The organism is Streptomyces sp. NPDC058157, from assembly GCF_042884105.1.
Classification (GTDB): Bacteria; Actinomycetota; Actinomycetes; order Streptomycetales; family Streptomycetaceae; genus Streptomyces.
The window spans coordinates 1-21,922 of the sequence record NZ_JBHVUQ010000020.1; the positions used below are offsets into that span (position 1 = coordinate 1).

Sequence of the window (21,922 nt, forward strand, 5' to 3'; positions counted from 1 at the left end):
GATCAAGCCCGCGCGGCGTTTGAGCGCAACGGGGTCCGGGGCGGAGCCCCGGGGAACGGAGGAAGGGTGAGGCGGGGAGTCGATCAGGCGGCGGATTCCACGCGCTTCTTCAGGCCCGCCAGGGCGCGGTCGATGATGACCTTCTCCGCCTTGCGCTTGATCATGCCGAGCATCGGGATCTTGACGTCGACGGTCAGCTGGTAGGTGACCTCCGTGCGGCGCCCACCGTCCAGCGGGGCGAGGCGGTAGGAGCCGTCGAGCTGGCGGAGCATCTGGGACTTGTGGAGGGTCCAGGCGACCTCGTCCTGGCCCTTCCAGCTGTAGGACAGGGTGTGGTCGTCCTTGATCGCACCCGCGTCCAGCAGCAGCCGCACCTTCTCGGCGCGGCCCTCGGCGTCGGTGGACAGCACCTCGGCCTCCTTCACCTCGCCGGTCCACTCCGGGTAGCGGGCGAAGTCGGCGATCACGGCCATGACCTCGGCCGGCGAGGCGTCGATCGTGATGCTCGAGCTGGTGTGTTCCGCCATCGCGGTCGCTCCTCCGGGGATCTTCGACAAGTGTGCGGGGTTTCGGGCCGCCGCGTGAAGGCTAACCGGTTTCCCTGCGCGTCCGTGGCCAGGGGTGACCCTCTGGCGGCAGTGGGTGATCCGGTACGCCGGCCGTCCATCCCCCCGTCATTAGATCTTTGTTGCCGTACATGAATGCGTGGATCGAATCCGTGACCTTCCGCCGGGGGGTGTCGTTGATGCGACGACCACACTGCGTCGCGACGGAAGGGGAGGTCATGGGTCGGCGGCTGCCCCTCGCCGGGGGCGACACCACCCGCACCGCGTGCGCACGCGGCGTGCTGCGCAGCGGCGTGGACCAGAAGACCGGCGAGGTCCTGACCGCCACCGCGCTGGCGGAGCGTGTGAGCTGGTGCACGGATCTGGTGTCACGCATGGCTGCGGGTCTGCTGGCCGGGCGCTTCAACGCCGCCGAAATGGCCGTGCTGGCCTCCGGGAGGGACGCGCAGGGGCGCGCACTGCCGTCGCACGCCTGGATGGCGATGCGCCGCCTCGGCTGGGGTGCCACCGTCCCGGAAGGCCTGAGGGTCAACGACCGGATCGTGCGCATGGCTCAGGAGCAGGCCGGGCGCGTACTGCGTTCCGTGAAGTGGCGGGCCGACCTCACGGCCGGGATCGTCACTGCGTGGCCCTCCGACCCGATCAGGCGCACCGCGGCCGAGTGGGACCAAGTGCGCGCAGCGGTGCCCGGCGGGCAGGATCTGCCCTCCAGCGTGATCAAGTCCCGCACCCGGCAGATCGCCGCGTTCGTCAAGGCCAACGGGTGGATGCCGACGGACGTCTTCGAGCTGGAGGCCGTACCTCGGGCGGCGCCGATGCTGCTCCTGTCCGCGTGCGACGGCCAGCAGGCCACCATCGAACGCGGTGACGACCCGAAGCGGGCACTACTGCGGTTACAGCTCCCGTCCGGCCCGATCCCCGCTCGTACCGGGACTGGACGTGGGTGGCCTGCCCGATCACGCTGCCGCCCACCGTTCCGGTCGGTGCCGTCCTGCATCTGCCCACCCTGCGCCTGCGGCGTGGCCAGGTGCGGGCGGACCTCGCCTACACCCACGTGGTGCCCGCGACTCGCCGCACCGGGCACACGGTCGCGCTCGGTGTGGACTGGGGCCTCAACACCCTGCTGTCCGCCGGAGCCGTCCGGCTGCGCGAGGGCGGCCGGATCACCGCGCTCGGCTCCGGCGGCAGGTTCCGGGCCGCAGGCGTGCTCGCCAAACAGCACCGGCTTCGCCGACACGGCGAGCACCTCCAGGCCAAAGCCGGCAGGTACCAGCGGCTGATCGACGGCCGTGCCCACCGCGAGCTACCCGTCGACGGGGCGCTGATCGCACGGCACGAGCAGGTGCGGGAGGAGATCCGGCACGTCTCCGAACGACGCTCGCACCTCAACGAGGCCCTGGCACGGGCTGCCGCACGATGGGCCGTCGATCAGGCCATCGCCACCGGAGCCACGGTCATCTACCTGGAAGACCTGCGGTCGATGGAAGCACGTGGCATGGGCCGCACCATGAACACCCGCCTGTCCCAGACCGTACGCGGACGGATTTCCGACCGGATACGCCACCTCGCCACCGAGACCGGTATCGCCGTCGTCGCCGTCCCCGCCCGGAACACCTCCAGGCACTGCCCGAACTGCCTCACACCGCTGCTGCACCGCAAGGCCCCCGACCGGCCGACCGCTCACGGCTGGAAGTGGGCGGTGTGTCCCGACTCCGGTTGCGGCTACCAGGGTGACCGCGACCAGGGGGCATGGATGCGGATCGCCGCACGCGGCCTCACCCACCAGACGAGGACCGCCGTGGAACGCACCAGCGGCCACCTGCTCATCCGGTCCACCGTCGACGCACTCGAAACCGCTGCGGTCATCACGCCCACCGCACCCACGAGCAGCCGGCCGGACCGGTCCAAAATCGGTCCCACCCGGCCCAGAACGGCACGCCCCGCGCCCAGGCGACGCAGGGCACCCTCCCCCGCCCGGCCTCACGGCCCGGCGGACAAGCGTCCGGAGGGACACGCCCACACGGACCGTGCCAGGCTGCCCCGCGCAGCCCGGCGGAACCAGAGCGTGACGACGATCAGCACACCCGCCACCAGCCGACATCGGCCACGTGGGGCGGCGCTGGGCGCAGGATTCCACCACCACGCCCATGCCTCCCCACCACGGTGGGAACCGATCCCGGACACCACGTCCGCCACAGGATCACCGAGCTGAATCAGAGACGCTACCGCGCGTGTGGGGGCCGACACTGCGCGCCCCCGGCCGTCGGGGGTCCGGTCACCACTCCAGGGACCATGGCCTGCCCGTCGCCGCGAAGTGGCCCACGTTCACGCACTCCGTGCCGCCGATCCGCATGCGCCGTGCCATCGGCTGGTGGACGTGGCCGAAGAGGGCGTAGCGCGGGCGGGTGCGGCGGATGGCGGCCAGGAGGGCGGTGCTGCCGCGTTCGAAGCGGCGGGCGACCGTGTCGTAGCAGAGTTCGGGGACCTCCGGCGGGATGTGCGAGCAGAGCACGTCGACCTCGCCGAGCGCCTCGACCTTCGCCGCGTACTCGTCCTCGTCGACCTCGTACGGGGTGCGCATCGGGGACGGCAGGCCGCCGCCGACGAAGCCGAAGACGCGGCCGCCGATCTCCACGCGCTGTCCGTCGAGGACGGTGGTGCCGGGGCCCGCGTACTCGTGCCAGAGGGCGGGCATGTCGACGTTGCCGTAGGTGGCGTACGTCGGGGTGGGGAAGGCGGCGAACATCTGCGCGTACTGGCGGCGCACCGCTTCCTCGATCATCCGTTCCCTGTCGAGGCCGTCCCACAGGCGGCGGCCGAATTCGCGCGCTTCGGCGAAGCGGCGCGCCGTGCGCAGTTCCACGATGCGGTGGGCGTTCTCGACGCCGAAGAGGTCGGGGAAGATGCCGCGCGAGTGGTCGGCGTAGTCCAGGAAGAGGACCAGGTCACCGAGGCAGACGAGGGCGTCGGCGCCTTCGCCGGCCCGGGCGAGGGCTTCGGTGTTGCCGTGGACGTCGCTGACGACGTGGACTCGTGTACGCCTCTTGCTGGCACCCATGTCCGCCACCCTAGGGGTGCTGCCGCCCGGCGGGTAGAGCGGGGCTCGCAGGTGGCCGGACCTGCGGTTACTTCCGAGTCTCGGAGGGGGTCGACTACTGTCGGCAGCGCTGTGGCGACGTTCGCGGTGCACGGCGAAGTCCAGAATGTGACGCACGGAACATCTGGCCGGTTCCCTCTATCGGGAACCCACTACCGGTGGGTAACGTCCGGTCGGTCCACACGGTGGCGATGGCGCCCAGAGGAGCAGCAGTCTTGCGCGAGTTCAGCCTTCCGGCCCTGTACGAGGTCCCGTCGGACGGGAACCTGACGGATCTCATCCGCCGCAACGCCGCCCAGCACCCAGACACCGCCGTGATGAGCCGCAAGGTCGGCGGGCAGTGGTCCGATGTGACCGCGACGGAGTTCCTCGCCGAGGTCCGGGCCGCCGCCAAGGGCCTGATCGCGTCCGGCATCCAGCCCGGCGACCGGGTGGCCCTGATCTCGCGCACCCGCTACGAGTGGGTCCTGTTCGACTTCGCGATCTGGAGCGCGGGCGCGGTCACCGTGCCGGTGTACGAGACCAGCTCCCCGGAGCAGATCCAGTGGATCCTCGGTGACTCCGGCGCCGTCGCGGCCATCGTGGAGAGCCCGGGGCACAGCGCGAACGTCGAGGCCCTGCGCGACCGGCTGCCGGAGCTGCGCGAGGTCTGGGAGATCGAGCAGGACGCCTTCGGCGCGCTGAAGGCCGCCGGGGCCGAGGTCCCGGACGCGGACGTGGACGCCCGCAGCTCCCTCGCGAACGCCGACGACCCGGCCACCATCGTCTACACCTCGGGCACCACCGGCCGCCCCAAGGGCTGCGTGCTGACCCACCGCAACTTCTTCGCCGAGTGCGGCAACGTCGTGGAGCGGCTGAAGCCGCTGTTCCGCACGGGCGAGTGCTCGGTGCTGCTGTTCCTCCCGGCCGCGCACGTCTTCGGCCGCCTGGTGGAGGTCGCGGCGGTGCTGGCGCCGATCCGGCTGGGCTGCGTACCGGACATCAAGAACCTCACCGACGAGCTCCAGTCCTTCCGGCCCACCCTGATCCTGGGCGTGCCGCGGGTCTTCGAGAAGGTCTACAACTCGGCGCGCGCCAAGGCGCAGGCCGACGGCAAGGGCAAGATCTTCGACGCGGCCGCCGAGACGGCGATCGCGTACAGCCGGGCGCTGGACCTGCCCTCGGGCCCGTCCTTCGGCCTGAAGCTCAAGCACAAGATCTTCTCCAAGCTGGTCTACAGCAAGCTGCACACCGTCCTCGGCGGCCGCGGCGAGTACGCGATCTCCGGTGGGGCCCCGCTGGGCGAGCGCCTCGGCCACTTCTTCCGCGGCATCGGCTTCACGGTGCTGGAGGGCTACGGCCTGACGGAGACCTGCGCGGCCACGGCGTTCCTCCCGTGGGACAAGCAGAAGATCGGCACGGTCGGCCAGCCGCTGCCGGGCTCGGTGCTGCGCATCGCCGACGACGGCGAGGTGCTGGTGCACGGCGAGCACGTCTTCAAGGAGTACTGGAAGAACGAGGCGGCCACCGCCGAGGCGATGTCCGACGGCTGGTTCCACACCGGTGACGTCGGCACCCTCGACGAGGACGGCTACCTGAAGATCACCGGCCGGAAGAAGGAGCTCATCGTCACGGCGGGCGGCAAGAACGTCGCTCCCGCCGTGATCGAGGACCGGATCCGGGCCCACGCGCTGGTCGCCGAGTGCATGGTGGTCGGCGACGGCAAGCCGTTCGTGGCGGCGCTGGTCACCATCGACGAGGAGTTCCTCGGCCGGTGGGCCGCGGAGAACGGCAAGCCGGCCGGGTCGACGGCGGCGGACCTGCGCGAGGACGCGGACCTGATGGCCGCCGTCCAGCAGGCCGTGGACGACGGCAACGCGGCGGTCTCCAAGGCGGAGTCGGTGCGCAAGTTCCGCATCCTGCCCTCGCAGTTCACGGAGGAGTCGGGCCACATCACGCCGTCGCTGAAGCTCAAGCGCAACGTGGTGGCGAAGGACTTTGCGGACGAGATCGAGGCCCTGTACCGGTCCTGACGCCGGTCCTGACGCCGGTCCTGACGCCGGTCAGCGCGGGTCCTCGGCCAGGATCCGCTCCATGTTCCGCTCGGCGAGGGCCGTGATCGTCACGAACGGGTTCACGCCGAGCGAGCCGGGGACGAGGGAGCCGTCGGTGACGTAGAGCCCCCGGTAGCCCTTGACCCGGCCGTAGGCGTCGGTGGCCTCGCCGAGGACGCAGCCGCCGAGCGGGTGGTAGGTGAAGGTGTCGGCGAAGGCCTTGTTCTCGCCGAAGAGGTCGTAGCGGTACATGGTGAAGTTCCTCAGGTTGACGCGGTCGAAGAGGTTCTTGGCCGCCGCCACCGAGGGGGCGTTCTGGTCGCGGCTCCACTGCAGGCGCGCCGAGTCGGTGGCGGCGTCGTAGGTGAAGTGGCCGCGTTCCGGGTTCTTGGTGATGGCCAGGTACATCGAGATCCAGTGCTCGATGCCCATGGGGAGCGGGGCGATCTCCGCGAAGACCGGGTTGGCGGCGTTGTCCCAGTCGTCGATGCCGAGGGCGGGCATGGTGGCCTGGTTGGCGCCGACGGTGTCCCAGAGGTGGTTGGCGCGGGCGGTCATGATGTTGCCGTTGGTGCCCCAGTTCCGTCCGACGCGCTCGTCGAGGGCGGGCAAGGCGCCGGTCTCGCGGGCGCGCAGCAGGATCTCGGTGGTACCGAGGCTGCCGGCTCCGAGGAAGAGTTGAGCGCAGCCGAGTTCGCGGGTCTGGGTGACCTTGCCGGTGACGTCGCTGGTCCGCACGGTGAGGACGTAGCCTCCGGCCGGGTCGGGGCGTACGGCGACCACGCGCTGCATGGTCTCGATGGTGACGTTGCCGGTGCCGAGGGCGGCCGCGAGGTAGGTCTTGTCGACGCTCTTCTTGCCGTGGTTGTTGCCGTAGATGACCTCTCCGGCGAGCGCGGACTTCGTCGCCGTGCCGGCCGCCTCGCGCTGCATGTACCCGAAGTCGTAGACGTTGGGCACGAAGGTGGTCTTGAGGCCGGTGTTCTGGGCGTGCTTGCGGGAGATCCGGGCGAAGCGGTACCACTCGGTGGACTCGAACCAGTCGGGGTCGATGCTGTTGACGCCGAGCATGGCGCGGGCGCGGGGGTAGTAGGTGCCGTACATCTCGTCGGCGTCGACCTGGGGCAGCACCTCGGAGAAGTAGGAGCGGCGGGGGGTGGGCGACATGCCGCCGTTGACGAGGGAGCCGCCGCCGACGCCGCGGCCGACGTAGACGGACATGTCGCCGTAGTTCACCCGGTCCAGGACGCCGGGGTAGGGGCTGATGTCGCGGTTGACGACGTCCAGCCAGAGGAAGGTGGCGAGGGGGGCCTCGGTGCGGGTGCGGTACCACATGGAGCGCTGGTCGGGGGCGCTGGTGGAGGGGAAGACCTTGCCGTCGGGGCCGGGGGTGTCCCACAGCCGTCCCATCTCGAGGACGACGGTCCGGACGCCGGCCTGCCCGAGCCGGAGCGCGGCGACGGCGGATCCGTAGCCGGAGCCGACGACGATGGCGGGCGCGTACCGGGCGGCGGGCGGGGCCTCGGCCGCGGTGGCGGTGGTCAGGCCGATCCGGGTGAGGCCGAGGGCGGCGGCGGTGCGGAGGGCGCTGAGGCCCAGTTGACGGCGCGTCAGGTTGGGGGTCATGGGCGCATGATGGGGGGATCCGGCTGAACCGGCCATAACGCGGGGTGCCACGTTTCTGAGTGACAGTCAGCCGTGTCTCTCCGCTGCGGGACGCCCGCCCCCGGCCGCGGCTACAGGAGCTCGCGGAGGCGGTCGGCCAGGAGGTCCCAGCGCCACTTCTGCTCGACCCAGGCGCGGCCCGCCGCGCCCATGCGGGCCCGCAGGGCCGGGTCCTGGAGGAGCGGGACGATGCGGTCCGCCGCGGCGGCGGGGTCGCCGCCGCGGACCACCCAGCCGGTCTCCCCCGGCAGCACCGCGTCCGGCGCCCCGCCCGAGTCCCCGGCCACCACCGGCAGGCCGGTCGCCGAGGCCTCCAGGTAGACGATGCCGAGGCCCTCCACGTCCAGTCCGCCGCGCCGGGTCCGGCAGGGCATCGCGAAGACGTCCCCGGCCCCGTAGTGGGCCGGCAGCTCCGACCACGGGACGGCGCCGGTGAAGACCACCGCCTCCGCGACCCCCTTCGCCGCCGCCAGCTCCCGCAGGTCCGCCTCGTACGGGCCGCCGCCGACGATCAGCAGCGCGGCGTCCGGCACCTGCGCGCGGATCCTCGGCATCGCCTCGATCAGGGTGTCCTGCCCCTTGCGCGGCACCAGCCGCGAGACGCAGACGACCACCGGGCGGTCGCTGAGTCCGAGCCGGGCGCGGACCTCGGCGCCGCCCGAGCCGGGGTGGAAGGTCTTCTCGTCGACGCCGGGCGGGAGTTGGACCATCCGGGCGGCCGCGGAGTCCGTCAGCGCGGAGGCGATCCGGGAGCGGGTGTACTCCCCCAGGTAGGTGAGGGTGTCGGTGCCCTCGCCGATCCGCCGCAGCAGCTGTCGCGCGGCGGGCAGCTGGGCCCAGCCCGCCTCGTGCCCGTGGGTGGTGGCGACCAGCCGCCGGGCGCCCGCCCGGCGCAGGGCGGGGCCCATCAGCCCGAGCGGGGCGGCCGCGCCGAACCACACCGACTCGCAGCCGTGTTCGCGCAGCAGGGACACCGCCCGCCGGGTCACGCGGGGCGTGGGCAGCAGCATCGTGGTGCGGTCGCGGACCACGGTGAAGGGCTGCTCGGCGTCGAAGGCGGCGGTGGCCTCGCGGCCCTCGGCGCCGTGCTTCCAGGTGGAGGCGTAGACGACGACCCGTTCGGGGTCCAGCCGCAGCGCCATGTTGTGCAGGAAGGCCTGGATGCCGCCCGGGCGCGGCGGGAAGTCGTTGGTCACGATCAGCGTCTTGTGCATCCCCGCCAACGTACCGGAAGGCTAGGGGGTGTCCGCAAAGTACCGCCGGCCGCCCGAAGGGCGGGCCGCGCGGCGTCCGGTGCGTGCTCTCGGTGCGCCGGGCGCAAGACCTCGTACTGGACGTACTCGGTCTTGCGCCCGGGGCGGCGAGAGTGCGTGCCGGACGCCGCGGGGCAGGCGGGACTTTGCGGACACCCCCTAGGCCAGGTCCTCGCGCAGCGCCTGCTGCCAGGCCTTCGTCAGGGTGGGGAGGTCGGTGGACAGGGCCTGGTCGAGGGCGGTCGGCAGGGGTTCGCGGCCGGCGAGTTCGTAGAGGCGGACGAGGGCCGCGTCGCCCCAGCGGGCGGCGATGAGCCGGCAGGCCAGCCAGGCGCCCTCGTAGGCGCGGGCCATGGCGTCCTGGTCGCCGCCGAAGGCGAAGGCCGCGTCCTCGGGGAGGGCGGCGGGGAGGTCGCCGAGGCGGACGGCCCGGGCGAGGGTGGGGGCGGCCTCGGCGGGGGCCGGGGGGCCGTCCCGGTAGGCGGCCCAGTCCGCGAAGCCCTCGGAGAGCCACTGCGGGGTCCGGGCGGTGGTGGCGGTGCGGGTGGCGACGTGGGTGGTCTCGTGGGTGAGGACGATCTGCCGGCCGGCCGAGGAGAGCTCCGCGTACCCCTCGGGGTTGACCACCACCCGGTCGGCGGGGGCGGGGCCGCCGCCGGTGGCGCCGGTGGTGACGGCCCCCATGCCCCGGTAGGCGTCGGCGGGCCGGCCCAGCAGCGCGGCCATCGCGTCGAGGGTGGCGGGGACGAGGACGACCACCCGCCCGGCCCACGGCCCCGGCCAGGCGGCGCTCGCCGCCGGGACGGCCCGGTCGGCCCCGGCGGCGAGGTCCGACAGGGTCTGCGGGCTCTGGCCGACGCCGAGGACGAGGGAGCGGGCGCCCCGGACGGCGGCCACCTCCCCCTGGTCCCAGAGCTGCGGCGGGGCCCCCTGGGCGGGCCCGTCGGCGGTGACCCGCCAGGCCCCTGCCCCGTCGCGGGTCAGCGTCAGCTCGCGGCCCGACCCGGCGGGGGCGGTGTCGTAGCCGGCGAGCCGGTAGCGCAGCTCGGCTTGCGCGGAGGCCCGGTCGCCCTCCCGCCGGACCGAGGTGACCTCGTAGGACCAGCCCTCCAGCGGGACCCCGGCGAGCCGGGCGGGCGGGGCCGCCGCCCAGTCGGCCACGGCCCGCCGCACCTGCGCGTCGACGGCCGGGGCGGACGGGTCGGGCGCCGCACACCCCGCCGCGGCCACGAGCGCGCACAGGGCCGGCAGGAGCAGGCGTACGAGGGCGCGGCGGACGGGATCCATCCGCCGATCGTACGCAGGGCGGGGGTCAGGGCCGGGTGACGGAGGAGACCGGCATCATCCCGACGGGGTCGTAGCGGACCCGGGCGCCGGGGTAGGGGGCGTGGATGACCTGGCCGTTGCCCACGTACATGCCGACGTGGCTGGCGTCCGAGCGGTACGTCACGAGGTCCCCGGGCTGGGCCTGCGAGAGCGGCACCCGGCGGCCCGCGTACCGCTGGGCCTGGGAGGTGCGCGGCAGGGAGACCCCCGCCTGGCGGTAGGACCACACCATCAGCCCGGAGCAGTCGAAGCCGGAGGGGCCGGTGGAGCCCCACACGTACGGCTTCCCCACCTGCGCCCGGGCGGCCATCACGGCGGCCATGCCGCGGCCGGAGGCGTGGCCGCCGCCGACGGGCAGGTCGGGCAGGTCCGGCAGGGCGTCGGCGCGGCCGCCGGAGCGCGAGGCCCGCTCGAAGTCGGCGCGTTCGCCGGTGGGCATCCCGTCGAGGATCCTGCGGGCCTCGGCGAGCTTGGCGGTGACGGCCCGCTTCTGGGTGGCCACCTCGGTGCGCAGGGCCTCCAGTTCGGCGAGCTTGCGGGAGGCGTCCTGGCGCTGCTGGCCGATCCGGCGCTGTTCCTGGCGGAGTTCGGCGAGCTGCTTGGCCTGGCGGCCGCCGAGCCGGTCGAGGACGGCGGCCTTGTCGAGGTAGGCGCCGGGGTCCTCGGAGAGCATCAGCTCGACGGTGGGGTCGAGGCCGCCGGAGCGGTACTGGGCGCCGGCGAAGGTGCCGAGGACCCCGCGCATGGTGTTGACCCGGTCCTGGGCGCGGGCGACGGCGTCCTGGGCGCGGCCGATCTCGGCGCGCAGCGCGTCGGCCTTCTCCCCGGCCTGGTTGAACTTCTCGGTGGCCTGTTCGGCCTCCTGGAACAGCCGGTCGACCTGGGCGCGGGAGCTCGTGGCGGGTTCCTGCGGGAGGCCCGGCGCGGCGCTGGCGGGTACGCCCGTCATGGCCACGGCGGCGGTGGCCGCGGCGGCGGTGAGGACGGTGACCTTGGCGTTCCGGTCGAGGCCGCCGCTCCCGGGCCGGCGATGGGATCCCACGTGGCACCGCTCCCTGTCCGCTGTGCGGGCCCGGGTCCGCCCCCGTGGACGGCCGTGTGCCGGGTTCCGCGCTGGCAGACAGTAGCCGCGCTGCCACGCACCGGCCAACGACCGCGGGAGGGGCCGTACGGGGGCGCCCCGCCTCTGGCACAGGTCAGGGGCGGGGCGTGCGGTCAGGGCGGGTCCGCGCAATTCCCCCGGATGGGCGGTGTACGGCGCGTCCCGGGGGGCCGGGGAGCGGGGGGGCGGGTCAGCCGACGCGGACGCCGAACTGGAAGGGCATGTTGCTCATGGCCTCGTAGCGCACGCCGCCGGTGGGGTTGGAGGCGTGGAAGACCTGGCCGTTGCCCGCGTAGAGGCCGACGTGGTGCAGGTCGCTGTAGAAGAAGACCAGGTCGCCGGGCTGGAGTTCGCTGCGGCCGATGCGCGTGCCGTCGTTGACCTGGGTGTAGGTGGTGCGGCTGATGCTGACACCGGCCTGGGCGTAGGCCCACTGGGTCAGGCCCGAGCAGTCCCAGGAGTTCGGGCCGGTGTCGCCCATGTGGTAGGCGTCGCCCTCCTGGGTGATGGCGGCGGCGAGGGCGGCTCCGGCCCGGCCGGAGCCCTTGGCGGCGCCGGGCTTGGCGCCCGTGCCGCCGCCCGCGGCCTTGGCGGAGGCCGCGCCGTCCTTGGCCGCGTCGCTCTTGAGTTCGCTGCGCTGTTCGGCGGTGAGGGTGTTGAGGAGGGCCTGGGCGTCGGCGAGCTTGCTCTGCGAGGCGGCCTTCTGGTCGGCCAGTTCCTTGCGGACGGCGGCGAGGTCGGCGAGCTTGCCCGTGGCCTCCTGGCGCTTCTGGGCGAGGCTGCGCTGCTTGGCCTGGATGGCCGTTATCTGCTCGACCTGCTTGCCGCTCAACTGCTGGAGGGTGGAGGCCTTGTCGAGGTAGCCGTCCGGGTCGCCGGAGAGCAGGAGCGCCACGGTCGGGTCGATGCCCTCCCCGCGGTACTGGGCGGTGGCCATCGAACCGAGTGCGTTGCGCAGGGAGTTGACCTCGTCCTGGCCGCGTGCCACCTGGTCCTGGAGCTGCGCGATCTCCTTCTCCAGCTTGTCCTGCTGCTGCTTGGCCCCGTTGTACTTCTCGGTGGCCTGCTCGGACTCCTCGTAGAGGGCGTCGACCTTGGTCTTGACCTCGTCCTTGTTCGGCTTGTCCGGTGCGGGCGCGGCCAGGGCGGACTGGGAGGAGAGGGCGACGGCCGCGGTGGCGAGGGCGGTGAGGACGCTCACGCGGGTGCGGGTCGGCGGCTTGGGTCGACGGTGGGACGCCACGGACGCGAGCTCCTTCGGCAGCGGACCCCCGTCGACACCCCGAATGAGTGATCTACCGAACGAAGGTTTGAGCTGACCCTAGTGACCCGTCTGTGATCACTTCAAATCCCGGAACGTAAAAATCCGCACGCCTTCCGGCTTCTTTACCCGCCACCCACGCTCCGTACAGGGCCCTTGACGGTACGTCTCCCGGACGTACCGTCAATTCGGGCATCCCACCCACCGGTTACATCGACGACACAAGCCGCCAAGCGCTACGAAACGCGCGCGAGCCGCTTGAGCAGCAGCGCCGACGCCACGGGCCGGGCGCCCGCCTTCGCCACGCCGTCGGCCACCTCGCGGTCGGTGGAGACCACGACCACCGGACGGCCGGGCGGCTCGGCCCGCACCAACTGGCGGATCAACTCGTCCGCCGTCACACCGGCCTTGGAGAACAGCACCCGCACCCCGCGCGGCGGGGCGAGCAGCACCGGCGCCGCCAGCTCCGCCCCGTCGAAGACGCACGTCATCTCGGCGCCGGTCTGCGCGGCCAGCATCGACAGCCCGCCCAGCAGCCGCAGCCGCTGCTTCTCCAGCGGCATCGTCGGATAGCCGGTCTTCGTCACGTTGTAGCCGTCGACCACCAGGTGCGCCTGCGGCAGCGCCAACAGCTGGTCCAGCAGCGCCGGATCGGTCTCCGACAGGGCGCGGGCCGCGATGTCCTTCGGGGTCATCCGGCCCGGCTCCACGGCGTCCACGGTGTCCGCGGGCCGCGTCGAGACCGGCGGCAGCGCCAGCTCGCGGCGCAGCCCCGCCGCAGCGTCCAGCACCGTGTCCAGCAGCAGCCGCAGCCGCATGTCCTCGACGCTGCGCCCCTCACGGGTGGCCCGGCGCGCGGTCTCCAGCGCCGACTCCGCCTCCGCCAGACGGGACTTCAGCCGCCGGGACTCGCTCTCGGCGGCGGCCACCTGCGCGGCCGCCTCGGCCCGGATCCCGTCGATCTCGCCGCCGAGCTTGCGCAGCGCCGCCTCGCCCCGCTTGACGTCGCTCAGGGCGCTGCGCAGCTTGCGCTGAAGCGATTCCGCTTCCTTGCGCGCGAGCTCCAGATCGGCCCGCACCTGCTCACCGCCGCTGCGCTGCGCCTCCCGCAGCTGCGCCAGCTCCTCGCGCAGCCGCTCCAGCTCGCGCCGGGTCTCGTCGTCCGCCCGCTCGGCGTCGGCGCGCTGCGCCTCCTCGCCCGCGGCGGCGACCAGCTTGACCCAGCCGGCCGGCCTCAGCACGTACGCGGCGGCCGCCACGTCCAGCGGGTCCGCGGCGGCCGGCGGGGCACCCGACTCCAGTGCCCCGGACAGTTCCGGCTGCGCCTCTCGCACCTTCTCCGCGACCCGGCTGCGGAAGACCCCGTCGCTCTCCACGGCGGCGGCCATCGCGTTGCCCGCGAACTTGGCGCGCCGGGTCGGGGTGAACCGGGCGTACTGGCGCAGCTGCGCGGGGAGGTCGGCGACCGTCAGGCCGCCGAAGGCGTCCGAGACGAGCGCGACGACCCGGCGCCGCACGCCTTCCGGCAGCGGGCGGTCGAGGACCTCCGCGGCGTCGCGGGCCGCGTCGGCCGGCCCGGCGCCGCTCCCTGGCTCCACAATCCGTCACCCCTACCGTGATCTACCGTGGGCCCGGCTCCGTCAGGAGTCGGCGCCCGGCCTGTCGACGAGCTCGATCTGGTCCACCGCGTTGCACCAGCGGCAGCGGACCGACTCGATGGTCTCACTGACCACCTCGCGCTCCTCGACCTTGGGCTCCCCGGCGAGATCCAGGTGGACGTACTCCACGACCTTCGACGATCGGGTGACATCGAACCGCGTGAGGTTGCCGCACAGGGTGCAGCGCCACCGGGTGGTGTCGGTCGGCAGGGGAACCGTCGTCATCAGGCCGCTCTCTCCTTCGTAGCTCATTCAATTAAAGCCTTCCGCGGCGGTCGGCGGACCGCAGCACGTAACCCTACGGCCTGGCACCACCCTCAGGGGGGTCCGCCTGCGTCATGCTCTGTCGCATGATCGTAAAGTGGCGGGCCGTCCGCGAGGCGGCGCGGGGCCCCGTGGTCACCTACGCACTGATCGCCGGCTGCTGCGCGGCCTTCCTGACGAGCCCGGCTTCGGGCCTGAACCCGTCGTTCGGGACGGGTGAGCGGCTGATGGAGACGGGGACGGCCTACTTCCGGCACTGGGGCGTGGTCCCGGACGAACTCTTCTCCGGGGCCGCCCGCCCCCTGCTGACCCCGCTCACGGCGCTGTTCGTCCACGGCAGCTGGCTGCACCTGCTCGGGAACATGCTGTTCCTCTACGTCTTCGGCGCCATGACGGAGCAGCGGATGGGCCGGCCGGCGTTCCTCGTCTTCTACCTCTGCACCGGCTACGTGGCCCTGGCCGTCTACGCGGCCGCCAACGCCTCCTCGGACCAGACCCTGGTCGGGGCGTCCGGCGCGATCTCCGCGGCGCTGGGCGCGTTCCTGTGCCTGTTCCCGCGGGCGCGGGTGACGAGCCTGTTCCCGTTCCTGCTGTTCCTGCCGCTGCGGTTCCCGGCGTGGATCGTGCTGATGTTCTGGTTCGGGCTGCAGTGGCTCGCCGCGCACCGGGCCGGGAGCGGGCCGGGGGTGGCCTACCTCGCCCATGTCGTGGGGTTCTCGGTGGGGTTCTGCTACGCGTGGGCGCGATATCGCCGTACGACTAGAGTGAGGCGAACAGTCACTGCCGGCGAGGGAGACAGCCCACCGTGATCACCGCGATCGTGCTCATCAAGACCAGCGTGGACCGGATCCCCGAGATCGCCGAGTCCATCGCGCAGCTGGACAGTGTCAGCGAGGTCTACTCCGTCACCGGTACGTACGACCTGATCGCGCTGGTCCGCGTGGCCCGCCACGAGAACCTGGCGGACATCATCCCCGGCAAGATCAGCAAGATCCCGGGCGTCGAGGCCACCGACACCCACGTCGCGTTCCGCACGTACTCCCAGCACGACCTGGAAGCCGCCTTCGCCATCGGCCTCGACGCATAGCTCCGGCAGGGCTGCCCGTCCAGCCCCGCCGGCGACCGCGTCCCGCCTACACGGCGGGCACGCAGCGGCCGTCCTCCGTGCGGTACTGCCACTTCGCGCCGTCCGTGACGAGTTCCTTGACGGCGCGGACGAAGCGGTCGACGTGCTCGTCCGGGGTGCCCGCGCCGAAGCTGACGCGGATCGCGTTCAGCGACCTCTCCCCCGGCGCCGCCTCCGGCGCCCCGCACTCGCCCTGGGCCTGCGGCTCGCTGCCGAGCAGGGTGCGGACCAGCGGGTGGGCGCAGAACAGGCCGTCGCGCACCCCGATCCCGTACTCGGCCGACAGCGCCGCCGCGAAGTGCGAGCTGTTCCAGCCGTCGACCACGAACGAGATGACGCCGACGCGCGGGGCGTCGTCCCCGAAGAGGGAGAGGATCCGGACCGCCGGGACCTCCGCCAGGCCCTCGCGGACCTTCGCGATGAGGTGCCGCTCGCGGGCGACGAGGCCGTCGAAGCCGGCCTCGTTCAGCGCCCGGCAGGCGGAGGCGATGGAGTAGACGCCGATGACGTTCGGGGAGCCGGCCTCGTGTCGGGCGGCGGTGGTGTGCCACTCGACGTCCACGCCGCCGTCCTCGCGGCGGGCCACCTTGCGGGAGGCGCCGCCCCCGGCGAGGTACGGCTCGGCCTCCTGGAGCCAGTCCGCCCGGCCGGCCAGCACGCCCGAGCCGAAGGGGGCGTACAGCTTGTGCCCGGAGAAGGCCACCCAGTCCACGTCCAGGTCACGGACCGAGACGGGGTGGTGCGGCGCCAGCTGGGCGGCGTCCAGCACGATCCGCGCGCCGTGGGCGTGCGCGGCGGCGGCCAGTTCCTTGACCGGCCACAGCTCACCGGTGACGTTGGACGCGCCGGTCACGCACACCAGGGCGGGGCCGTAGGGGTCGCGGTCGGCGAGCGCCCGCTCCAGGGTGGCGACGGCCTGGGCCGGGGTGCGCGGGGCGTTGAGGTAGGTGACCTGCGCGTCGCGCCAGGGCAGCAGCGAGGCGTGGTGCTCGGTCTCGAAGACGAAGACCTGGCAGTCGGCCGGGAGCACGGCGGCGAGCAGGTTGAGGGAGTCGGTGGTGGAGCGGGTGAAGACGACCTGGTCGCCCGCCCGGCAGTCGAGGAACTCGGCGACGGTGGCCCGGCTCTGCTCGAAGAGGTCGGTGGAGAGCTGCGAGAGGTAGCCGGCGCCGCGGTGGACGCTGCCGTAATACGGGGCGTACGCGGCCACGTCGTCCCAGACCCGCTGGAGCGCGGGGGCGCTGGCCGCGTAGTCCAGGGCCGCGTAGCTGACCTCGCCGCCGGTGACGAGCGGAACGGTGACGTCCCGGCCGAGGACGGCCAGCGGCTCGGCACAGGCCGGATCGACGGGGGCGGCGGCGCAGGCGGCGTCGGTGGCGGCGGCGTTCAGGGATGCGGACATGGCGGTATCTCCCGGCAGGCGGTGCTGAATGGCTTCGGTGGTGCCCGTACGCGGGTACGGCGGTGCGCGCTGCGGCGACGGCCGTCGGGGGTACGGGAAGTGCCTCGGACGCGGTGCGGGTACGCGGAAGGGACCCTGTTCCGAGGGGTGAAGTAGGGGCGGAGTCGCCCTATCGCATTCGCTTGCTCACGGAAAACGCTCCTCGAGAGACCAGGACCCCTGGTGTCGAGGGATCCGCGCTTGCCGTAGACCTCGCTGCCTACGGCCTGGTCATCACCCGGGGCACCCCGCCACGGAAGGAGGGTTGCCGGACAGCAAGCCGGGGCCTAAACGCTGTCACTCGTGACCTTGGAGAGCATCCTGCCACACGGTCCGCCGAACGCAAGACCCCGGTCCACATCGTGGACCGGGGTTCCGGCGCAGCCGTCGTACGGGTCAGGCGTTGCTGGCCGCCACCCAGCGCTCCAGCGCGGCCCGGGCGGCGCCCGAGTCGATGGACTCGGCCGCGCGGGCCATGCCCGCGGACAACTCCTCCTCCAGCGAGCCCGTGCCGGGGTCCAGGGCGACCAGGGCGGAGGCCGCGTTCAGCAGGACGGCGTCGCGCACCGGGCCGGTCTCCCCGGCCAGCAGGCGGCGGGCCACGTCGGCGTTGTAGGAGGGGTCGCCGCCGCGCAGGGCGGAGATGTCGATGGTCGCGATGCCCACGTCGCGCGGGTCGAAGGCGTGCTCGGTGATCCCGCCGTCCCGCACCCACCACACGCGGGAGGTGCCGGTGGTGGTCAGCTCGTCCAGGCCGTCGTCGCCGCGGAAGACGAGGGCGGAGGTGCCCCGCTCGGCGAGCACCCCGGCCATGATCGGGGCCAGCCGGCCGTCCGCGACGCCGACCGCCTGGGCGGTCACCTTGGCGGGGTTGGTGAGCGGGCCGAGGCCGTTGAAGGCGGTGCGGATCCCGAGGTCGCGGCGGGCCGAGGCCGCGTACCGCAGGGCGGGGTGGAAGACGACCGCGGCGCAGAAGGTGATGCCGGCCTCCTCGGCGACCTCGGCCACCCGCTGGGGGGTCAGGCCCAGGTTGACGCCGAGCTTCTCCAGGACGTCGGAGGAGCCGCTGGCGGAGGAGGCGGCCCGGTTGCCGTGCTTGACGACCTTGGCGCCCGCGCCGGCGGCGACGATGGCGGACATGGTGGAGATGTTGACGGTCTTGGCGCCGTCGCCGCCGGTGCCGACGATGTCCACGGTCCGCCCGGGCACCTCGATCAGGTTGGCGTGCGCGTACATCGTGCGGACCAGGCCCGTGTACTCCTGCACGGTCTCGCCCTTGGCCCGCAGGGCCACCGCGAAGCCCGCGATCTGCGCGTCGGTGGCCTCGCCGAGCATGATCCGCTCCATGGCCCAGGCGGTGTCGTCGGCGACCAGGTCCCGGCCGCCGAGCAGGGCCTCCAGGATGCCCGGCCAGCTGTGTGCCGCCACGCTGTCGCCGCCTGCCGGGGTCGCAACGTTCATGGTCAGCTCCTGCTGCTCGTCGGGTCCTGCGAAGTCGGGGCCCACGTCCGTGGGAAGGATCTCAGCCTATCCAGCCCGGGAGACGGCAATGAGCCCCCGTCCAGACACTGGACGGGGGCTCATGCCGTGGCGACACCAGGACCGGCCGGAACCGGTCCCTCAAGCGGTCCTACAGGAGATCAGTGGTGGCCGTGGCCGGACTGGATCTCCTTGTACTCCTCCGTGGTGGGCTTGGGGATCTGGTTGCCCTCCGCGTAGAAGCCCTTGCTGAGCTTGGCGCGCAGCTTCTCGCCGCGCGTCACCTTGCGCTCGACACCGTTCTCGTCGACCGTCGGGCCGAGCTCGAGCGGCTTGTACTGCTCGTGCGCCGTGAGGGTGTGCAGCTTGCCCTGCGGCAGCGGCTCGTGGACCTCGACGAACTCACCGTGCGGCAGACGCTTGATGATGCCGGTCTCGCGACCGTGCAGCACCTTGTCGTGGTCCCGGCGCTGGAGGCCGAGGCAGATCCGCTTGGTGGCGATGAAGGCCAGGACCGGGACGACGAAGAAGCCGATCCGGACGAACCACGTGATCGAGTTGATCGACAGGTGGAAGTACTGGGCGAACATGTCGTTGCCGCCGCCGATGAGGAGCACGATGTACTCCGAGATCCAGGCGACACCGAAGGCCGTACGGGTCGGGACGTTGCGCGGGCGGTCCAGGATGTGGTGCTCGCGCTTGTCGCCGGTGACCCAGGACTCGATGAACGGCCAGACCGCGATCGCGCCGAGGACCAGCGGGAAGAGCAGCAGCGGGATGAACACGCCCAGGACGAGCGTGTGGCCCCACAGGTTGATCTCCCAGCCGGGCATGGCACGGATCAGGCCTTCCGGCATACCCATGTACCAGTCGGGCTGCGCACCGGTGGACACGTGGTCCGGGCGGTACGGGCCGAGCGCCCAGATCGGGTTGATCGAGGCGAGGGCCGCGATGGCCGCGATGACACCGAAGACCAGGAAGAAGAAGCCTCCGGCCTTGGCCATGTAGACCGGCAGCAGCGGCATGCCGACGACGTTGTTGTTCGTCCGGCCGGGACCCGCGAACTGGGTGTGCTTGTGGTAGAAGACCAGGATCAGGTGCGCCACGAGCAGGCCCAGCATGATGCCGGGCAGCAGCAGGATGTGGATCGAGTAGAACCGGGCGACGAAGTCGCCGCCGGGGAACTCGCCGCCGAAGAGGAAGAACGACAGGTACGTGCCGACGATCGGCACGGACAGGATCGCGCCCTCCATGAAGCGGACACCGGTGCCCGAGAGCAGGTCGTCCGGCAGGGAGTAACCGGTGAAGCCGGTGAACATGCCGAGGACCAGCAGCAGGAAGCCGAAGATCCAGTTGATCTCGCGCGGCTTGCGGAACGCGCCGGTGAAGAAGACGCGCATCATGTGCACGACCATCGCGGCGACGAAGATCAGCGCCGACCAGTGGTGGATCTGCCGGATGAGCAGACCGCCGCGGACGTCGAAGCTGATGTCCAGGGTCGAGGCGAAGGCCTCGGACATCTGGACGCCCTGCATCGGCACGTACGAGCCGTGGTACACGACCTCGTTCATGCTCGGGTGGAAGAACAGCGTCAGGTACACACCCGTGAGGATGATGATGACGAAGCTGTAGAGGCAGATCTCACCCAGCATGAAGGACCAGTGGTCCGGGAAGATCTTGCGCATGTTCGCCTTGGCGAGGCTGTAGATGCCCAGGCGGCCGTCCGCCCAGTCGGCTACGCGCTCACCGCGCGGCGCTTTGCGCTCGGTGGTGGTGGCAGTGCTCATCCGCGCTCCCAGAATGCAGGACCGACGGGCTCTTCGAAGTCGCCGAGCGCTTCGAGGAAGCCTTCGCTATTCACGCCGATCCGCAGCTGCGGAAGGGCGTGACCGGCCGGGCCGAAGATGACACGGGCGCCGTCGGAGAGGTCGAAGGTGGACTGGTGGCACGGGCAGAGCACGTGGTGCGTCTGCTGCTCGTACAGGCTGATCGGGCAGCCGACGTGGGTGCAGATCTTCGAGTAGGCCACGATGCCCTCGTGGGACCACTCGAGTTCCTGCTTGTCCTTGATGTCCTCCGGCTTGATCCGGACGAGCATCAGGGCGGCCTTGGCGATCTGGTTCTGGAAGTCGTGCTGGTCCTCTTCCAGGCCCTCGGGCATGGCGAAGGTCAGCGAACCCACCAGGACGTCCTCGGGGCGCAGCGGCTCCATGGTGTTCTGGTTGATGATCAGCTTGCCCTTGGCCCACAGGGTCTTGCGCAGCTTGTCCTCGGGCAGCGTGCCCAGGTCGCGGAGCAGGACGACGCCGGCGAGCGGCACCAGGGACAGCGCACCGATCATGGTGTTGCGGATCAGCGGGCGGCGGGCGATGCCGGACTCGTTCGCACCGTCGGCGAAGTCCTGCATGACCTTGGCCTTGACGTCGGCCGGCGCCGCGATCTCGTGGCGCTCGTCGGCGACCTCGACATCGGACATCAGGGTGCGGGCCCAGTGGACCGCGCCCGCGCCGATGCAGAACAGGGCCACGCCCAGGGTCAGACCCAGGGCGAAGTTCAGCGCGCTGACCTTGCCGATCGGGAAGACGTAGATGGTCTTCTCGACGGGGATGGACACGTACGAGGCGATGAAGCCGACGGTGGCCAGCATCGACAGCGTGAACAGCATCGCGACCGTGCGCTCGGACCGCTTGGCGGCCCGCTCGTCGATGTCCTGGATGCGCGGCTTGTGGACCGGCAGGCCCGGGTCGGCGAACGGGTCGTCCGCGACCGCTACGGCACCGTGGTGCGCGTCGCCCTGCTCGCTCGGCAGGTGCTTGTCTTCGGGAATGTCTTGGCTACTCATGACTTCTTGGCCTTAGCGGTGTGGGCCGCGACCCAGACGGCGACAGCGATCAGCGCACCCAGACCGAAGATCCAGCCGAACAGACCCTCGGAGACGGGGCCGAGGCCGCCGAGCTTCAGGCCGCCAGGGCTGACCGACTTCTCGCCGTTCACGGTCTGGAGGTACGCGATGATGTCCTTCTTCTGCTTCTCCGGCATGGTGCTGTCCGGGAAGGAGGGCATGTTCTGCGGGCCGGTGAGCATGGCCTCGTAGATGTGCTTCGGCTCGACGCCCTCGAGGTTCGGGGCGTACTTGCCGTTCGTCAGCGCGCCGCCCTCACCGGTGAAGTTGTGGCACTGCGCGCAGTTGTTGCGGAACAGCTCGCCACCGGCGGCGATGTCGGCACCGGCCGGGTCGTACTGCTTCTCGGTGGGCGCGATCGGGCCGGCGCCGAGGGACGCGATGTACGCCGCGAGCTGGTCGATCTGGGCCTGCGAGTAGATGTTCCGCTTCTTCGGCACCTGGGCGCCGGGCTGCTGGGCGGGCATGCGGCCCGTGCTCACCTGGAAGTCGACGGCCGCGGAGCCGACGCCGACCAGGCTCGGGCCGTCAGAGGAACCCTGACCGCCGGTTCCGTGGCAGCTTGCGCAGCCCACGGCGTAGAGCTTCTTGCCCTCCTCGATGGCGAGGGACTGGGCGGTTTCATCGGCCTGCGCCTTGCCCGCGGGCGCGAAGGCGGCGTACAGCCCCCCCGTGACCGCCAGCGCGAAGAGTAGAACGACGACCGCCGCCAGCGGATGGCGTCGTCGTGCGGAAAGCTTTTTCACGGA

At 72.0% G+C, this 21,922-nt stretch carries 18 protein-coding genes and 1 riboswitch; of the genes, 4 read left to right on the forward strand and 14 right to left on the reverse strand.

Features of this window, described 5'->3' with window-relative positions:
* Positions 1–83: 83 nt before the first annotated feature.
* Positions 84–527: an SRPBCC family protein gene (locus ACFVXK_RS07545; RefSeq protein ID WP_389610591.1), complete on the reverse strand. Its 444-nt coding sequence runs from the start codon at positions 525–527 to the stop codon at positions 84–86.
* A 982-nt stretch (positions 528–1,509) separates the two neighbouring features.
* Between ACFVXK_RS07545 and ACFVXK_RS07550 the strand changes: the two genes are divergently transcribed.
* Complete coding sequence (locus tag ACFVXK_RS07550) at positions 1,510–2,778, forward strand: zinc ribbon domain-containing protein (RefSeq protein WP_389610592.1); 1,269 nt, start codon at positions 1,510–1,512, stop codon at positions 2,776–2,778.
* 63 nt (positions 2,779–2,841) lie between these two features.
* Here ACFVXK_RS07550 and ACFVXK_RS07555 read toward each other — a convergent pair whose 3' ends face one another.
* Positions 2,842–3,624: a metallophosphoesterase gene (locus tag ACFVXK_RS07555; protein ID WP_389610593.1), complete on the reverse strand. Its 783-nt coding sequence runs from the start codon at positions 3,622–3,624 to the stop codon at positions 2,842–2,844.
* Between the two features lie 254 nt (positions 3,625–3,878).
* On the opposite strand from ACFVXK_RS07555, the gene ACFVXK_RS07560 reads away from it, so the two are divergent.
* Positions 3,879–5,675, forward strand: coding sequence for an AMP-dependent synthetase/ligase (locus ACFVXK_RS07560; RefSeq protein ID WP_389610594.1), 1,797 nt, complete (start codon positions 3,879–3,881; stop codon positions 5,673–5,675).
* A 30-nt stretch (positions 5,676–5,705) separates the two neighbouring features.
* Here the strand turns inward: ACFVXK_RS07560 and ACFVXK_RS07565 are convergent, their stop codons facing one another.
* From ACFVXK_RS07565 to ACFVXK_RS07595, 7 genes are all read right to left on the reverse strand, one after another.
* On the reverse strand, positions 5,706–7,322 hold the full coding sequence (locus ACFVXK_RS07565) for a GMC oxidoreductase (protein ID WP_389610595.1): 1,617 nt from the start codon (positions 7,320–7,322) through the stop codon (positions 5,706–5,708).
* Between the two features lie 110 nt (positions 7,323–7,432).
* Positions 7,433–8,575 (reverse strand): glycosyltransferase family 4 protein, encoded by a 1,143-nt coding sequence (locus ACFVXK_RS07570; protein WP_389610596.1) that lies wholly within the window; start codon positions 8,573–8,575, stop codon positions 7,433–7,435.
* Between the two features lie 198 nt (positions 8,576–8,773).
* On the reverse strand, positions 8,774–9,901 hold the full coding sequence (locus ACFVXK_RS07575) for a hypothetical protein (RefSeq protein WP_389610597.1): 1,128 nt from the start codon (positions 9,899–9,901) through the stop codon (positions 8,774–8,776).
* A 25-nt stretch (positions 9,902–9,926) separates the two neighbouring features.
* On the reverse strand, positions 9,927–10,982 hold the full coding sequence (locus tag ACFVXK_RS07580) for an NlpC/P60 family protein (RefSeq protein ID WP_389610598.1): 1,056 nt from the start codon (positions 10,980–10,982) through the stop codon (positions 9,927–9,929).
* 250 nt (positions 10,983–11,232) lie between these two features.
* Positions 11,233–12,285 (reverse strand): NlpC/P60 family protein, encoded by a 1,053-nt coding sequence (locus ACFVXK_RS07585; RefSeq protein ID WP_389610599.1) that lies wholly within the window; start codon positions 12,283–12,285, stop codon positions 11,233–11,235.
* Positions 12,286–12,539: 254 nt separating this feature from the next.
* A complete protein-coding gene (locus ACFVXK_RS07590) occupies positions 12,540–13,904 on the reverse strand; it encodes an NYN domain-containing protein (protein ID WP_389610636.1) in 1,365 nt (454 codons plus the stop codon).
* 39 nt (positions 13,905–13,943) lie between these two features.
* Positions 13,944–14,186, reverse strand: coding sequence for a hypothetical protein (locus tag ACFVXK_RS07595; protein ID WP_079426254.1), 243 nt, complete (start codon positions 14,184–14,186; stop codon positions 13,944–13,946).
* A 125-nt stretch (positions 14,187–14,311) separates the two neighbouring features.
* On the opposite strand from ACFVXK_RS07595, the gene ACFVXK_RS07600 reads away from it, so the two are divergent.
* Together ACFVXK_RS07600 and ACFVXK_RS07605 are read left to right on the forward strand one after the other, a co-directional pair.
* A complete protein-coding gene (locus tag ACFVXK_RS07600; RefSeq protein WP_389610600.1) occupies positions 14,312–15,034 on the forward strand; it encodes a rhomboid family intramembrane serine protease in 723 nt (240 codons plus the stop codon).
* Entirely contained in the window at positions 15,031–15,312 is a 282-nt protein-coding gene (locus tag ACFVXK_RS07605) for an Lrp/AsnC ligand binding domain-containing protein (RefSeq protein ID WP_365156502.1), read from the forward strand. The genes ACFVXK_RS07600 and ACFVXK_RS07605 overlap by 4 nt, the downstream gene beginning before the upstream one ends.
* A gap of 46 nt (positions 15,313–15,358) precedes the next feature.
* Here ACFVXK_RS07605 and ACFVXK_RS07610 read toward each other — a convergent pair whose 3' ends face one another.
* From ACFVXK_RS07610 to ACFVXK_RS07630, 5 genes are all read right to left on the reverse strand, one after another.
* On the reverse strand, positions 15,359–16,753 hold the full coding sequence (locus tag ACFVXK_RS07610) for an aminotransferase class V-fold PLP-dependent enzyme (RefSeq protein ID WP_389610601.1): 1,395 nt from the start codon (positions 16,751–16,753) through the stop codon (positions 15,359–15,361).
* 231 nt (positions 16,754–16,984) lie between these two features.
* Positions 16,985–17,101, reverse strand: a riboswitch (SAM riboswitch).
* An 87-nt stretch (positions 17,102–17,188) separates the two neighbouring features.
* Positions 17,189–18,253: an anthranilate phosphoribosyltransferase gene (gene trpD, locus ACFVXK_RS07615; RefSeq protein ID WP_389610602.1), complete on the reverse strand. Its 1,065-nt coding sequence runs from the start codon at positions 18,251–18,253 to the stop codon at positions 17,189–17,191.
* 179 nt (positions 18,254–18,432) lie between these two features.
* Positions 18,433–20,058: a cytochrome bc complex cytochrome b subunit gene (locus ACFVXK_RS07620; RefSeq protein ID WP_389610603.1), complete on the reverse strand. Its 1,626-nt coding sequence runs from the start codon at positions 20,056–20,058 to the stop codon at positions 18,433–18,435.
* Complete coding sequence (locus tag ACFVXK_RS07625; protein WP_389610604.1) at positions 20,055–21,113, reverse strand: Rieske 2Fe-2S domain-containing protein; 1,059 nt, start codon at positions 21,111–21,113, stop codon at positions 20,055–20,057. Before ACFVXK_RS07625 ends, ACFVXK_RS07620 begins: the two co-directional genes overlap by 4 nt.
* Positions 21,110–21,919 (reverse strand): c-type cytochrome, encoded by an 810-nt coding sequence (locus tag ACFVXK_RS07630; RefSeq protein ID WP_358897527.1) that lies wholly within the window; start codon positions 21,917–21,919, stop codon positions 21,110–21,112. Before ACFVXK_RS07630 ends, ACFVXK_RS07625 begins: the two co-directional genes overlap by 4 nt.
* Between the last annotated feature and the right edge of the window lie 3 nt (positions 21,920–21,922).

Coding starts and splice junctions, on each gene's coding strand:
- ACFVXK_RS07545 (WP_389610591.1), bottom strand. CDS start 527: ATGGCGGAACACACCAGCTCGAGCATCACGATCGACGCCTCGCCGGCC.
- ACFVXK_RS07555 (WP_389610593.1), bottom strand. CDS start 3,624: ATGGGTGCCAGCAAGAGGCGTACACGAGTCCACGTCGTCAGCGACGTC.
- ACFVXK_RS07565 (WP_389610595.1), bottom strand. CDS start 7,322: ATGACCCCCAACCTGACGCGCCGTCAACTGGGCCTCAGCGCCCTCCGC.
- ACFVXK_RS07570 (WP_389610596.1), bottom strand. CDS start 8,575: ATGCACAAGACGCTGATCGTGACCAACGACTTCCCGCCGCGCCCGGGC.
- ACFVXK_RS07575 (WP_389610597.1), bottom strand. CDS start 9,901: ATGGATCCCGTCCGCCGCGCCCTCGTACGCCTGCTCCTGCCGGCCCTG.
- ACFVXK_RS07595 (WP_079426254.1), bottom strand. CDS start 14,186: ATGACGACGGTTCCCCTGCCGACCGACACCACCCGGTGGCGCTGCACC.
- ACFVXK_RS07600 (WP_389610600.1), top strand. CDS start 14,312: ATGATCGTAAAGTGGCGGGCCGTCCGCGAGGCGGCGCGGGGCCCCGTG.
- ACFVXK_RS07610 (WP_389610601.1), bottom strand. CDS start 16,753: ATGTCCGCATCCCTGAACGCCGCCGCCACCGACGCCGCCTGCGCCGCC.
- trpD (WP_389610602.1), bottom strand. CDS start 18,253: ATGAACGTTGCGACCCCGGCAGGCGGCGACAGCGTGGCGGCACACAGC.
- ACFVXK_RS07620 (WP_389610603.1), bottom strand. CDS start 20,058: ATGAGCACTGCCACCACCACCGAGCGCAAAGCGCCGCGCGGTGAGCGC.
- ACFVXK_RS07625 (WP_389610604.1), bottom strand. CDS start 21,113: ATGAGTAGCCAAGACATTCCCGAAGACAAGCACCTGCCGAGCGAGCAG.